This is a genomic window from Nocardia sp. NPDC059229 (assembly GCF_042754165.1).
Classification (GTDB): Bacteria; Actinomycetota; Actinomycetes; order Mycobacteriales; family Mycobacteriaceae; genus Nocardia.
The window spans coordinates 21070-33574 of the sequence record NZ_JBHZAK010000041.1; the positions used below are offsets into that span (position 1 = coordinate 21070).

The window sequence follows — 12505 nt, forward strand, 5'->3', positions numbered from 1 at the left end:
GCGGGGGACACAGCCAATGCCACGACTTCGGTCGTGCTCATCCCGTGGTCGGCGGTCACGGCGTGCAACAGCCGGGTCCGCAGTTCCCAGAGCAGGTTTCGGACGGTCGTTCCCATGCTCGCTCCTTCCCTCACTCCGGCACGGCCGATCCGCACCGGCACAGTCGTGAACCCCGCGGCCCCCGGCGGTCACAGCAGACCGCCTTCCAGCACCCGGCCCGCCAGGCCGATCACCACCGGGACGATTCCCAGGCACAGGAAAGCGGGCAGGAAGCAGAGGCCGAGCGGGCCGCCGATCAGCACCCCGGCTCGCTCGGCCCGGGCCGCGGCCACATCCTCGAGCTCGCCCCGGCGGCGCTCCGCCAATTCGGCCACGGCCGTGGCCAATCCGGTTCCCGAGCGGGCCGAGCGACGGGCCAGCCGCGCCAGCGCCGTCACCGTCTCCTCGGCGGAGCCGGCCGTGGCCTGCTCCCACGCGGCGGCCGGATCCGCGCCCAGCGCCAGCAGGTCGGCAACCCGGCGCAGCGCAGAGGCCAGTGGATCGGGAGCCTCGGACGCGACCGCCGCGGCAGCGGCGGCGGTGGGCAGCCCGGCGCGCAGACACGCCGCCAGCAGATCGAGGGCGGAGGCGACCCCGAGAGGATCCGGCTCGGCCCGGAACTCCGGTTGCGGCAGTGGATTGCCGTGCACCGGGTCCCGCAGTCGGCGCAGCCTGCGGACCGCACCGGTCCGGCCCGGCAGCATGAGCACCGCGATAGCCGCCAGCACCGCGGCCACGGACGGAGTCATCGCAGCACCTTGTCGGTGATGGCATCGGCCCACAGCAGACCGGCGCAGGTCAGGGCGGACCCCAGGGGCAGCAGCAGCGTGCCCGCCGAGGACAGCAACAGCACACGCAGCGGGGACGCACCCATCAGCTCGCCCAGGCCGAGGCCGAGCAGGGGCAGCAGGGCCAGCACCACCGCGGTCGCCCGGGCCCCGGCCAGCGCCGCGGACGTGCGGTCGCGGAAGCGCTTGCGGCCCAGCAGATCCGAACGCGCGGCGGCCAGCAGCTCGGCCAGGGCTAGCCCGTGCCGCTCGGCCACCCGCCAGGATCCGGCCACTCGGGACAGTTCCCGCGCCACCACCGAGCCGGGCCGCCGCAGGCCCTCCGCGCCGGACCCGCCCAACCGGCTCCGCGCCGCGCTGACCGCGAAGGCCCGTGCCACGTCGCCCGCGGTCTCACGGGCCGCCACCTGGGCCGCGGCGCTCGGATGTGCGCCGATCCGCAGCTCCCCGATCACCGCCTCCAGCCCCTCGAGCAACTGCGCGATCTCGATGCCCCGCTGCCGTTCCCGCCTCGTGCGGCGGCATCGAATCAGGACGGTGGCCGCCAGCAGCACCGCGGCCACCACCGGACCCGGGCCGATGAGGAGCATCAGGGGCACCGCCGACAACGGTGCAAGGCGAATCATCCAGCTGCGCCTGTCCTTTCGCCTGCACTCGCGAAGCTTGAACAGCCGAGACATGCGCCGCCGAGCGATCGGCGGAGGCACCACGAGCAGCGCCAGCGCGAGGCAGACCGATGCGAGCGCGTGCGGGCCGAAGCCGGATCCCATCAGTCACCTCCGGACTGCTTCGAGCCCGGATCATCCTCGGCGCCAATCGAATCGGTGACACTCGGCTGGCAACCACCATCGCGCCACGCCAACCGCAATCCCGCGAACCGCGAGCCAGGCAGCCCGAAATGATTGCAGCACAACCGATCCGAGTCGGACGTGGAGGGCGGAATCGAACCGTGGAACGGCGAATTCGACCGGGGTCGGGGGCAACCGCACGAGCCCGGGCAGTCTTCACTCGCGGGGATCATCTGGAGTCCTTTCGTCGAGGAGTTTCCTGAGGAGCACAGTGCCCGGGGTCGGACGGGTGTCGGCGGTCCATGCGGGTGCGATCCGCACCCGGCCGTCGACCGGGGTGACCACGCCGATTTCACGGAGCGTGCGACGCCCGTCGGGCCGGCGGTGGACGTGCAGGATCACCTGGATCGCGGCGGCCAGCTGGCTGTGCAGGGCGGGCGCGGGCATACCGCCCAGGGCCGCGAGCGCCTCCAGCCGCGCCGGGACCTCGCCGGGCGAGTTGGCGTGCACGGTCCCCGCTCCACCGTCGTGGCCGGTATTGAGCGCGGTCAGCAGATCGACGACCTCGGCGCCCCGAACCTCCCCCACCACTATGCGATCCGGGCGCATACGGAGCGCCTGGCGCACCAGATCGCGCACGGTGACCTGGCCCGCGCCCTCGACATTGGCGGGGCGGGCGACCAGGCGGACCACATGCGGATGCGGTGGCGCGAGCTCGGCCGCGTCCTCGACGCAGACGATCCGCTCAGCGGGGGCCACCTTGGCCAGCAGGCCCGACAGCAGTGTGGTCTTCCCCGCGCCGGTGCCACCGACCACCAGGAAGGCGAGCCGGGCACGAATGATGTACTCCAGCAGGAGCTTCGCGTCCGGTGGCACCGCACCGGCCGCGGCCAGCGCGTCCAGACCCTGAGTGGCGGGGCGCAGCACGCGCAGCGACAGGCAGGTGCCGCCGTGCGCGATCGGCGACAGCACCGCGTGCAACCGCACCCCGAAGGAATCCCCCGATGCCGCTTCGGTTCCCGCCAGCCGTCCGTCCACCCACGGCTGCGCATCATCCAGCCGCCGCCCGGCCGCCAGGGCCAATCGCTGCGCCAGCCGCCGCACCGCCGCCTCGTCCGGAAACCGCACCGAGGTACGCCGCAGGCCCCGCCCCCGATCGACCCACACCGAATCCGGCCCGGTGACCAGCACATCGGCCACCTCGGGGTCGTGCAGCAGCGGCTCCAGCACGCCCGCGCCGGTCATCTCGGTCTGCAGCAATCGCAAGGCCCGCAACAGATCCGTGTCCGCGAGCACCCCGCCCGCCTCGGCCCGAATGGCCGCCGCCACCCGCGCCGGATCCGGATCCGCCGCCCCTTCCGCCAGCCGCTCCCGCACCCGCTCCAGCAGTTCGGTCGTCACCAGCTCACTCATTTCCGGGCTCCCGCAGGTTCCGGCAGCGGAGAACCGCAGGTCGAACCGTGCGCGCGGGCGATGCGCCACCACGAGGAACCCGGGCCGCCGGGAGGCCGGCCGTAGCGGGGACTCTCGGAAAACAGTGCGGTCAAAGCGGTTTCGGCGGCGGTGCGAAGCGGACCGCGCCGCCGGACGGTCAGGCCCCCGCGTTCCAGGCGCTCGGTCAGGCCCGGCTGCGACGGGACCGCGGTGAGCAGCGGCAGAGCGAGCGCCTCGGCGATATCGGACGGGGCGAGGCCGCCGGGCGCGGGGCCCCGGACGATCAAGCGCACATTCGGATTTCGCGCGGTCAGGTAGGCCGCGGCGGATTCGGCCGCGGCGATCGAGCGCAGGCGTGCCTGGGTCACCAGCACCACCAGATCGGCCACATCGAGAACCTGGTCGGTGTGCGGTCCGTGGTCGCTGGACAGGTCCGCGACCACGAGATCACCGGCCGCCCGGCCGCCCTCGAGGACGGCTCGCACCGCGGCGGGCGCGAGTGCCGCCGCCACCGATCCGTCGGCACGGCTCAACTCGACCGCATGATCACCGGTCGCACCGGAGAGCGCCTGCGGACTGAAGACAGCGACGCCGCGGTCGACCACGCAAGACGAAGGCCGGTCGAGGTCCGTTGTGAGCGAGGAGGTTCCGTCCGAACAGAGCGGGGCGGGAAGAATCATCGGTACGGGCTGCGCGTGGGAAGCGGCACCGCCGACGGAGCTGTGCCCAGGGGCAATCGGGTCCGCGCTCGGCGAGAGCGCGCCGAGTTCAGTTGCGGGAGCGCCCCTTCCGCACGAGAGCACGGCCAACCCCGCAGTGGCTGGCAGCGCCTCGTGCAGAGCGGGGGCGGAAACGCGGCCGTGTTCGATGGTGAGGTCGGGCCAGCGCAGCCCAGGCGCCCGCTCCAGGCCGAGGAGGAGGTCGAGGCCGCCACCGTAGGGAGCGCAGTCGACCAGCAGGGTGCGGTCGCGGAAACGGCCTGCGGCCGTGAGGGCTACAGCGGCGGCCAGTACGGAGGCGCCGGATCCCTCGCCCGCGCCGGCCACCGCGAGGACCGCGCCGTCGCCGGGGCGCCGGCGGTCGTGGGCGGCGAAGGCGGCGATCAGGGCGTCGGCGGCGGCGGGCAGGGGCAGCACCTGTTCGGCACCGGCCGTGGTGGCGGCCTGCCAATCGAGCAAACCGGGCTCGCCATCGGTCACCAGGAGAATCCCCGGGCGGCGGGGGTGGGCGGCGGACGCACAGCTATGTGCGGCAGCGGTATCGACGATGATCACGGACGCATTGGTCCAGGCGTGGCGGCCCGGCGGCGGCACGCGCTCGTCGAGCGGGCGGTCGGCCGCGGCGGCGATGCGGCGAATCTCGTCGCGCAGGCGGGGATCGGCGACCAGCGACAGGGCCGGTGGGGTGGCGGCATCGGAGTTCATGCAGGTCAGCGTCGCCTGATCGGAGCAGCGGCGAAAGCGCCTCCACGGCGAGTGTGGATAACACGCGGCCTGTGCAGAACTCGGGGAGCGGGAACGGATCCGGAACTGTCCCTAAATAGAGGACGGCCCCAGCCGGGGGGGGAGGAGGCTGGGGCCGTCGGGTTCAGCCCCGGGGGGTCGGGCTGAACGCGCCTGGACCATGTCCAGGTATCTGCGATACTACACCCAAGCCCCGACCGGATTGCAAGTCCGCCCGGCGAGTCTTTTTCCCGCCCCGACGGCTCGGCTTCCCCCTGGCTAACCCGGATGAACCGGGTCTCGCGGTGACCCTCGCCACGCCTGCGCCGGAGGCGAATGAAATGGCGCGGCGCAGAACCATATCCTGGACGACGTGACAGCCGAACGCGGACGAGTCGCCGCCTTCTTCGATCTCGACAAGACGGTGATCGCCAGGTCGAGCGCCTTCGTGTTCAGCAAGCCGTTCCTGGACCAGGGACTGCTCAGCCGGCGGGCCGTGCTCGAGAGCAGCTATGCCCACTTCCTGTTCCTGCTGTCCGGCGCCGATCACGATCAGATGGAGCGCATGCGCGAGCATCTGACCAAGATGTGCGCGGGCTGGGATGTGGACCAGGTGCGCTCGATCGTCGCCGAGACCCTGCACGACATCGTGGACCCGCTCATCTACGCCGAGGCCGCGGATCTCATTGCGGACCACCGGATTCGAGGCCACGACGTGGTGATCGTCTCGGCCTCCGGCGAGGAGATGGTGGCCCCGATCGCCGCGGCGCTCGGGGCGGACCACTTCGCCGCCACCCGCATGGTCATCGAAAACGGCAGGTACGCAGGCGAAGTCGAGTTCTACTGCTACGGCCCGGGCAAGGTCGAGGCCATTGAAAAGCTTGCGGCACAATACGATTACGACCTGTCGCGCTGTTACGCCTACTCCGACTCGGTCACCGATCTGCCCATGCTCGAGGTGGTGGGTCACCCCACGGCGGTGAATCCGGATCGAGGCCTGCGGCGCGAGGCCACCACCCGTGGCTGGCCCATTCTCGCCTTCTCCAATCCGGTGTCGCTGTGGGCGCGGATCCCGGCTCCGACCACCACCACGGTGGCCGCGACCGCCGCGGTCGGGCTCAGCGCGCTGGCGGCCGGAGCGCTCACCTACCGGCTGCTGCGGCGCCGCCGCTGACGCCGACCCGCCGGAAACGCCGGGATAAAAAATGGCGGGACACGCCGAGTTTTTGAAAGTTTCCCCAGGTCTTGATGTGACAGCGGTCACGGGGTAACAATGGAGGCACGGAAGGACGGAAGGCCAAGATCGGATCGGAAGAGAAGATTCGACCTCCCATCCCACCCTTCCCAGCACGGACACCAGGCACCCACGCGGAGCACGCCGCGACAAGGGCAACAGTAGTTGTGGGCCTGCGTTATCCAGGATATCGACGGCAAGGGCCTCGCAATCAATGCGGGGATGAACCGTTGGATCCTGGAGAGCTCGCCGAGGCCGAAGAAAACACAACCAAAGAAGCACGCTTGGTAACCGGGTAGTCCGTGCTAGCGGGCGGTGAGGTCGCAATTCGCGGCAACGCCGCCCGCTTTGACGTGCATGGACCCCGGGAACCCTTGGCGTACAGGCAGTTTCGCGATCAGGGGGCTTACCCCGAGGCGGCGTCCGCGATCGAGCGGGCCTCGCGGGCGCCGTCTTCGAGGGCGCCACAGGTGAAGATCACCCAGCCGCCGACGCCCTCCGCGGTTCCCATGCCGAAGGCGGCCGCGGCGTCGAGGTAGGCCTGGCGGCGGCGGAGCCAGAAGACTTCGGGGACGCCGAGGCTGTGCGGGTCCAGGCCACTGGACACGGCGACCAGGCGGGAGGCGGCCCGGGCGACGATGCCGTCGGCGGTGCCGAAGGGCCGCAGGGAGAGCAGTTCGCCGTGAACGACAGCCGCGATCACCGGGGCGGGGGCCTTCGTACTGGTAATGGTCTGGACCAGCAGGTCCAGGCGTTCGGCGACGCCGGGGACATTGCGGGGGCGGCCCAGCTGCTCTTCGTCGTCGACCATGTCGGCGGCGGCAAGCAGGTGCAGGCGGGCGAGAGCCTGGAGCGGGGCGCGCTGCCAGACGCCGACCAGGTTGGTGAGGGCCTCGGCGTCGAGGGCCTGGCCCACGCGCAGCGAGCCGGCCAGGATCGGGTCGTCGACGCGGCCGTCGGCGGGGAGATCGATGGTGCCGCCGTCGATGGCGGCGGAGGAGCGGGCCGCGCGGACGGCGGCCTCGGCGGCGGTGGTGGGCCAGCCGCGGCGGTTCGCCCGGTGGCGATGCACCTCGGCGAGGGCGTCACGGGCCTTGTCGGCGGCATCGCGCACGCCGGGCAGGTCGACGAGGGGCTGCAGCGGGTCGGTCACGAGGTACGAGGCTACTGCCGGGTATCGGATCGCCCGCCGACACCCGGGCGGTCACCCCGCGAGGAGGTCGCGACCGGGGATGGCGTCGAGGAGGCGGCGGGTGTATTCGGATTGCGGGTCGTCGAACACCTCGGTGGTGGATGCGGCCTCGACCACCCTGCCCTGCTGCATGACCAGGACGTCGTCCGCGATCTGGCGGACCACGGCCAGGTCGTGGGTGATGAACAGGTAGGTGAGGCCGAGATCGGCCTGTAGTTCGTTGAGCAGCTGCAAAATCTGGGCCTGCACCAGCACGTCGAGGGCGGAGACGGCCTCGTCGCAGACCACCAGCTCCGGGGAGAGCGCCAGGGCCCGGGCGATGGCCACCCGCTGGCGCTGGCCGCCGGAGAGCTCGTTCGGGTAGCGGCGCATGACCGAGGCCGGGAGCGAGACCTTGTCGAGCAGGTCGCGCACGGTGGCCTCGCGCTCGGCCGGGGTGCCGAGGCGATGGGTGCGCAGCGGCTCCTCGATGGTCCGGTAGATGGAGTACATCGGGTCGAGGGACCCGTACGGGTCCTGGAACACGGGTTGCACGCGGCGGCGGAAAGCGAAGGCGGCCTTGGCATCCAGGGTCGCCACCTCGCGACCGTCGAAGGTGACGCGGCCGGCGGTGGGCGGCAGTAGGCCCAGCACCATCTGTGCCACCGTGGATTTGCCCGAACCGGATTCGCCGACGATCGCGGTGGTGGTGCCGCGCCGCAGGGTGAACGAGACATCGTCCACCGCAACGAGTTCGGAGGATCGCCACGGCGCGTTGCCGCGAATGCGGAACACCCGCGTGAGGTGGTCCACGACGAGCAGATCGTCGGGGGCACTGGCGAATTCGGCGTCGGTTTCGGCCAGCTGTCCGGCGACCTGGACGGCCTGCTCCCGCACCTCGGCCCGCTTGCGTACCGAGGACAGCCGCTGCGAGGCCAGCGAGGGCGCGGAGTTCACCAGTTTCTTGGTGTACAGGTGCTGTGGTTCGCGCAGGATCTGCAGGGCCGGACCGGATTCCACCACGCGGCCGCGGTACATGACGACCAGGTGTTCGGCCCGTTCGGCGGCCAGGCCCAGGTCGTGGGTGATGAGCAGAACCGCGGTGCCGAGTTCGGTGGTCAGGCCGTCGAGGTGGTCGAGGATCTGGCGCTGCACGGTGACATCGAGCGCCGAGGTGGGTTCGTCGGCGATGAGCAGTTTCGGCCGGCAGGACAGGCCGATGGCGATGAGCGCGCGCTGGCGCATGCCGCCGGAGAATTCGTGGGGGTACTGGTTGACGCGGCGTTCGGCATCGGGCATGCCGGCCTCGGCGAGCAGTTCGACGGCCCGCTGCCGGGCGGCCCGGCCCTTGGCAACGCCATTGGCCTCCAGGGTTTCCCGGATCTGGAATCCGACCTTCCACACCGGGTTCAGGTTGGACATGGGGTCCTGCGGCACGAAGCCGATACCGCGCCCGCGCACTCCGACGATCTCGCGGCCCGTGGCCTTCGACAGGTCCTTGCCGTCGAAGAGCACCGAGCCGGAGGTGATCCGGCCGGTGCCGGGCAGCAGGTCGATGATGGCGTGCGCGGTGGTCGATTTGCCGGATCCGGATTCGCCGACGATGGCGACCGTCTGCCCCGGATACACGGTCAGGCTCACCCCGCGCACCGCCGGGATCTCGCGCCGGTCGGCGGTGAAGGCCACGTTCAGATCGCGGACCTCGAGCAGTGGTTCGGTCATGGCGCTCACCTCTTGCGGGCCTTGGGGTCGAAGGCGTCGCGCACGGCGTCGCCGAGCATGATGAAGCTGAGCACGGTCAGCGCGAGCGCGGTGGCCGGGTAGAACAGGATGGCCGAGGTGCGAATCTCCTTCTGGTCCACGGCGATATCCGATCCCCACGACACGGTCTGCCGGGTGAGCCCGACACCCAGATACGACAGCGTCGCCTCGGTGACGATGAAGACGCCCAGCGCGATGGTGCTCACCACGATGAGCGGCCCGGCCGAGTTGGGCAGCACGTGCCGCACCAGCGTCCGGAATCTGGAGACGCCCAGGGCCTTTGCCGCCGTGACGTACTCGCTGTTCTTCGACTCGATCACCGCGCCGCGCACGATGCGCGCGGCCTGCGGCCAGCTGAAGGAGGCCAGCGTGAGCATGACCGTCCACACCGTGCGCGAGGCGAGCAGCTGCATGAGCACGATGGAGGCCAGCATCAGCGGCAGCGCGTAGAACACCTCCGAGATCCGCGATACCACCGAATCCAGCAGCCCGCCATAGTATCCGGCGATCGCACCCAGGGTGCCGCCGATGAGCACGTACATCAGCGTCGCGCCGACACCGGTCACCACCGAGGCGCGGGCGCCGTAGATGGTGCGGGCGTAGATGTCGCAGCCCTGCTTGTCGAAACCGAACCAGTGCGCCCCGGACGGCTTCTGCATGCTGAAATCGCCGTTGCAGTAGCGCGGATCCTGGCTGGTGAACAGCTGCGGCCACACGGCGACCAGCACCACCAGCACGATCAGCACCGCCGCCGCGAGGAAGATGGGATTGCGCCGCAGCTGCCGCCAGGCGTCCCGCCACACGCTGGTGGGGGCGGTGGTCTCATCCAGGGTGTCGGTGGCCAGGACCTGGACCTCGTCCGGCGGCGCCACGAAATGCTGCTGGCCACGGCGCATTTCGCGGACCGCGGATTGCCGGCCGTCCCGAGCCTCGGGTTCAGACATAGCGGATCCTCGGGTCGAGGGCGGCGTAGAGCAGGTCGACGATCAGGTTGGACAGCAACAGGATCACGATCAGCACCGTCACGAAGGCCACCACCGTGGGCGGTTCCCCGCGCGTAATGGCCTGGTAGAGCGTGCCGCCGACGCCCGGGATATTGAAGATGCCCTCGGTGACCACCGCGCCGCCGAGCAGGAACCCCAGATCGGTGCCGAGGAAGGTGACCACCGGGATCATCGAGTTGCGCAGGATGTGCACCACGATCACCCGCCTGCGGCTCAGTCCCTTGGCGGTGGCGGTGCGCACGAAGTCGGCGGTCATGTTCTCCGCCACCGCGTTCCGGGTCAGCCGCAACACGTAGGCGAACGACAGCGACGCGAGCACGAACGCCGGTACCAGCAGATCCGTGAAGCTCGCCTTCGCCCCGACGGTGACCGGTGCGATGCCCCACTTCACGCCGAGCAGGAACTGTGCGAGGAAGCCCACCACGAAAATCGGCACCGCGATGATCACCAGGCTGAGCACCAGCATGGTGGAGTCGAAGAGCTTGCCCTTGCGCAGCCCCGCGATCAGCCCGAACGTCACGCCGAAGACCGCTTCGATGCAGACCGCCATGACGGACAGCCGGAAGGTGATCGGGAACGCGCGGGCGAGCTCCTCGCGCACCGGCCGTCCCGAGAAGGACGTCCCGAAGTCCAGCGTGACAATGCCTTTCAGGTACTCCAGGTATTGGATGAAGAACGGCTGATCCAGGTGGTAGCGAGCGCGCAGGGACGCCTCCACCGCCGGGGTCATCTGCCGGTCCCCGGCGAGCGCCTGGATGGGGTCGCCGGGGATCAGGAAGACCATCGCGTAGATGAGCAGCGTCGCCCCGAAGAAGACCGGGATCATCTGGAGCAGCCGCCGCACGACGTACCACACCATGCCGGGCTACTTCTCGATGTTCTCGAAGTCGAACAGCCCCGACCAGGAGACGGGCGCCTGCTTCACCTTGTCCGAGCGCCCGGCCGCGACGTTGTAGTCGAAGATCGGGATATCGGCCATGTCCCGGAACAGCACGGTCTGCGCCTGCGCGATGCCGTCATACGCCTGTTCGGGTGTGGCGGCGGCGAGGGCGCTGTTGAGCAGCCGGTCGAATTCCGGGCTCTTGTAGTGCACGTCATTGGTTTCCGAGGTGCTCAGGAACAGCGCGGTCAGGTATTCGAACATGGACGGATAGTCGCCCTGCCAGCCGTAGCGGAACGCCTTGCCCACGTTCTCGTGCACGATCTCGTCGCGAATGTTCTTGAACGTCGGGTAGGGCGCGCCGACCGCGTCGATGCCGAGGGTGTTCTTGATGCTGTTCGCGGTGGCCTCGATCCAGGCCTGATGACCGCCGTCGGAGTTGTAGGCGATCTGGAAGGTGCCCGACCACGGCGAGATGGCGTCGGCCTGCGCCCACAGCTTCTTGGCCTCGTCCGGATTGAACTTCAGCACTTCGGAACCCGGCAGGCCGGCGCGGAACCCGGGCAGGGTGAAGGCGGTGAAGTCCTGGCAGGGGACGCGGGTGTTGTGGAAGATGTTGGCGGCGATCTGTTCCCGGTTGATGGCCATCGAAATCGCCTTGCGCCGCAACACTCCTTCGGCTCCGGAGAAGTGGGCGACATTGGGCTGGATGCCGATGTGCTGGCTGTAGGCGATGGGCTTGTGGATGGCCCGGTCGCCCAGGTCCTTCTCGTAGGTGGCGAGCGCGGTATCCGGGATCACGTCCAGTCCGTCCAGATTGCCCTGGAGCAGGTCGGCGTACGCGGTGTCCATGTTCGCGTACATCTTGAAGCGCAGGCCTTTGTTCTTGGCGGGCCGCCCACCCTTGTAGTCCGGGTTGGGCACCACGTCGATCTGCACATTGTGCTGCCAGGCACCGGCACCGGCGAACTTGTAGGGGCCGTTGCCGATCGGGTTCTCGCCGAAGGCCTTCATGTCCTTGTAGGCCACGGCGGGCAGCGGATAGAACGGCGCGAAGCCGAGTTCCAGCTCGAAGTCGATGGACGGCTGTTTGAGGTCGACCGTGAAGGTGTGGTCGTCGACCACCTTCAGGCCCGACATGGTCTGCGCCTTGGGCGGATTCGCCGCGAGGTCGTCGTAGCCGACGATCGGGGTGAAGACCCAGTTCTGCAGCTGCGCGTTGGTGCCCAGGGCGCCGTAATTCCACGCGTCCACAAAGGATTTCGAGGTCACCGCGGTGCCGTCGGTGAACGTCCAGTCCGGCTTGATGGTGATGGTGTAGTGCTGGCGGTCCGGCGTGACGATGGACTGCGCCATCTCGTCGTGCGGAGTGCCGTTGGCGTCGTAGTACTTCAGCCCCGCCCAGAGCCGGTCGACCACGCGGCCGCCCATGTTCTCGTTGGTATTGGTGGGCACCAACGGATTCTGTGGTTCGGCGCCGTTCACGGTGACGTAGTCGGAATTGTTGTCCTCACCGGAGGAGCATGCGGTCAGGCTGAGGCTTGTGGCCAGTGCCGCCACGGCTAGCGCGGTGATCGTCTTGATTCGCAACGCGTTTCTCCCATCCCAGGAAACGGTCGGCCTCGGGGTGAATCGGACATTAACGATCGCGGTCGATGTTGTCAGCGGATCGAAACGAGAATGTTCGGCTTGTTAGCAATCCGGCAACATGGGGCATCCGAAAGCGAGACCCTACGTGACACAGTGCACAGCAGCGGGGACCTCGCGTTCACGGTTCGGTCATGCCGCCGATGGGAGCCTCGTCACGACCGCCCACCGATCGAGACGGTCAAACACGACGCAGGTCACAGTCGGTTAGGGTCGAACGTGGCCGCCGTCACCCCCACGCGGCCTGCACGCGAGAGAAGAAGAGACGAGATGACCGAAACCACCGCCGACCACCTGGATGCCTATCCGCCCAGCGC

The 12505-nt window shown here is 69.6% G+C and carries 10 protein-coding genes; 1 reads left to right on the top strand and 9 read right to left on the bottom strand.

Annotation, left to right across the window (positions count from 1 at the left end; genetic code table 11):
• Nucleotides 1-188 precede the first annotated feature (188 nt).
• The 4 genes from ACFXHE_RS42310 to ssd all read right to left on the bottom strand — a co-directional run bounded on the left by ACFXHE_RS42310 (nucleotide 189) and on the right by ssd (nucleotide 4473).
• Nucleotides 189-788 carry a type II secretion system F family protein gene (locus tag ACFXHE_RS42310; RefSeq protein WP_379391098.1) on the bottom strand — a complete coding sequence of 200 codons (600 nt, stop codon included), beginning with the start codon at nucleotides 786-788 and terminating at the stop codon, nucleotides 189-191.
• Entirely contained in the window at nucleotides 785-1597 is an 813-nt protein-coding gene (locus ACFXHE_RS42315) for a type II secretion system F family protein (RefSeq protein ID WP_379391100.1), read from the bottom strand. The genes ACFXHE_RS42310 and ACFXHE_RS42315 overlap by 4 nt, the downstream gene beginning before the upstream one ends.
• Nucleotides 1598-1831: 234 nt before the next feature.
• Nucleotides 1832-3028, bottom strand: coding sequence for a TadA family conjugal transfer-associated ATPase (locus ACFXHE_RS42320; RefSeq protein WP_379391102.1), 1197 nt, complete (start codon nucleotides 3026-3028; stop codon nucleotides 1832-1834).
• Nucleotides 3025-4473, bottom strand: coding sequence for a septum site-determining protein Ssd (gene ssd / locus ACFXHE_RS42325; RefSeq protein ID WP_379391104.1), 1449 nt, complete (start codon nucleotides 4471-4473; stop codon nucleotides 3025-3027). Before ssd ends, ACFXHE_RS42320 begins: the two co-directional genes overlap by 4 nt.
• Nucleotides 4474-4864: 391 nt before the next feature.
• On the opposite strand from ssd, the gene ACFXHE_RS42330 reads away from it, so the two are divergent.
• Nucleotides 4865-5665: an HAD family hydrolase gene (locus tag ACFXHE_RS42330; protein ID WP_379391106.1), complete on the top strand. Its 801-nt coding sequence runs from the start codon at nucleotides 4865-4867 to the stop codon at nucleotides 5663-5665.
• 466 nt (nucleotides 5666-6131) lie between these two features.
• On the opposite strand, the gene ACFXHE_RS42335 is transcribed toward ACFXHE_RS42330, so the two are convergent.
• Genes ACFXHE_RS42335 through ACFXHE_RS42355 form a run of 5 tightly spaced genes read right to left on the bottom strand, consistent with a single transcriptional unit; the run spans nucleotide 6132 to nucleotide 12131 of the window.
• Entirely contained in the window at nucleotides 6132-6878 is a 747-nt protein-coding gene (locus ACFXHE_RS42335) for an oxidoreductase (RefSeq protein WP_379391108.1), read from the bottom strand.
• 51 nt (nucleotides 6879-6929) lie between these two features.
• A complete protein-coding gene (locus ACFXHE_RS42340) occupies nucleotides 6930-8618 on the bottom strand; it encodes a dipeptide ABC transporter ATP-binding protein (RefSeq protein WP_379391110.1) in 1689 nt (562 codons plus the stop codon).
• Nucleotides 8619-8623: 5 nt separating this feature from the next.
• A complete protein-coding gene (locus tag ACFXHE_RS42345) occupies nucleotides 8624-9601 on the bottom strand; it encodes an ABC transporter permease (RefSeq protein ID WP_379391112.1) in 978 nt (325 codons plus the stop codon).
• The gene (locus tag ACFXHE_RS42350) at nucleotides 9594-10520 is read right to left on the bottom strand and encodes an ABC transporter permease (protein ID WP_379391114.1); all 927 of its coding nucleotides are present in this window, start codon (nucleotides 10518-10520) and stop codon (nucleotides 9594-9596) included. The genes ACFXHE_RS42345 and ACFXHE_RS42350 overlap by 8 nt, the downstream gene beginning before the upstream one ends.
• Nucleotides 10521-10526: 6 nt before the next feature.
• Nucleotides 10527-12131, bottom strand: coding sequence for an ABC transporter substrate-binding protein (locus ACFXHE_RS42355; RefSeq protein WP_379391116.1), 1605 nt, complete (start codon nucleotides 12129-12131; stop codon nucleotides 10527-10529).
• Between the last annotated feature and the right edge of the window lie 374 nt (nucleotides 12132-12505).

Bases quoted from the DNA above. Each gene is read 5' to 3' on its own strand.
- ACFXHE_RS42310 (WP_379391098.1), bottom strand. From the start codon at position 788: ATGACTCCGTCCGTGGCCGCGGTGCTGGCGGCTATCGCGGTGCTCATG.
- ssd (WP_379391104.1), bottom strand. From the start codon at position 4,473: ATGAACTCCGATGCCGCCACCCCACCGGCCCTGTCGCTGGTCGCCGAT.
- ACFXHE_RS42320 (WP_379391102.1), bottom strand. From the start codon at position 3,028: ATGAGTGAGCTGGTGACGACCGAACTGCTGGAGCGGGTGCGGGAGCGG.
- ACFXHE_RS42340 (WP_379391110.1), bottom strand. From the start codon at position 8,618: ATGACCGAACCACTGCTCGAGGTCCGCGATCTGAACGTGGCCTTCACC.
- ACFXHE_RS42350 (WP_379391114.1), bottom strand. From the start codon at position 10,520: ATGGTGTGGTACGTCGTGCGGCGGCTGCTCCAGATGATCCCGGTCTTC.
- ACFXHE_RS42345 (WP_379391112.1), bottom strand. From the start codon at position 9,601: ATGTCTGAACCCGAGGCTCGGGACGGCCGGCAATCCGCGGTCCGCGAA.
- ACFXHE_RS42315 (WP_379391100.1), bottom strand. From the start codon at position 1,597: ATGGGATCCGGCTTCGGCCCGCACGCGCTCGCATCGGTCTGCCTCGCG.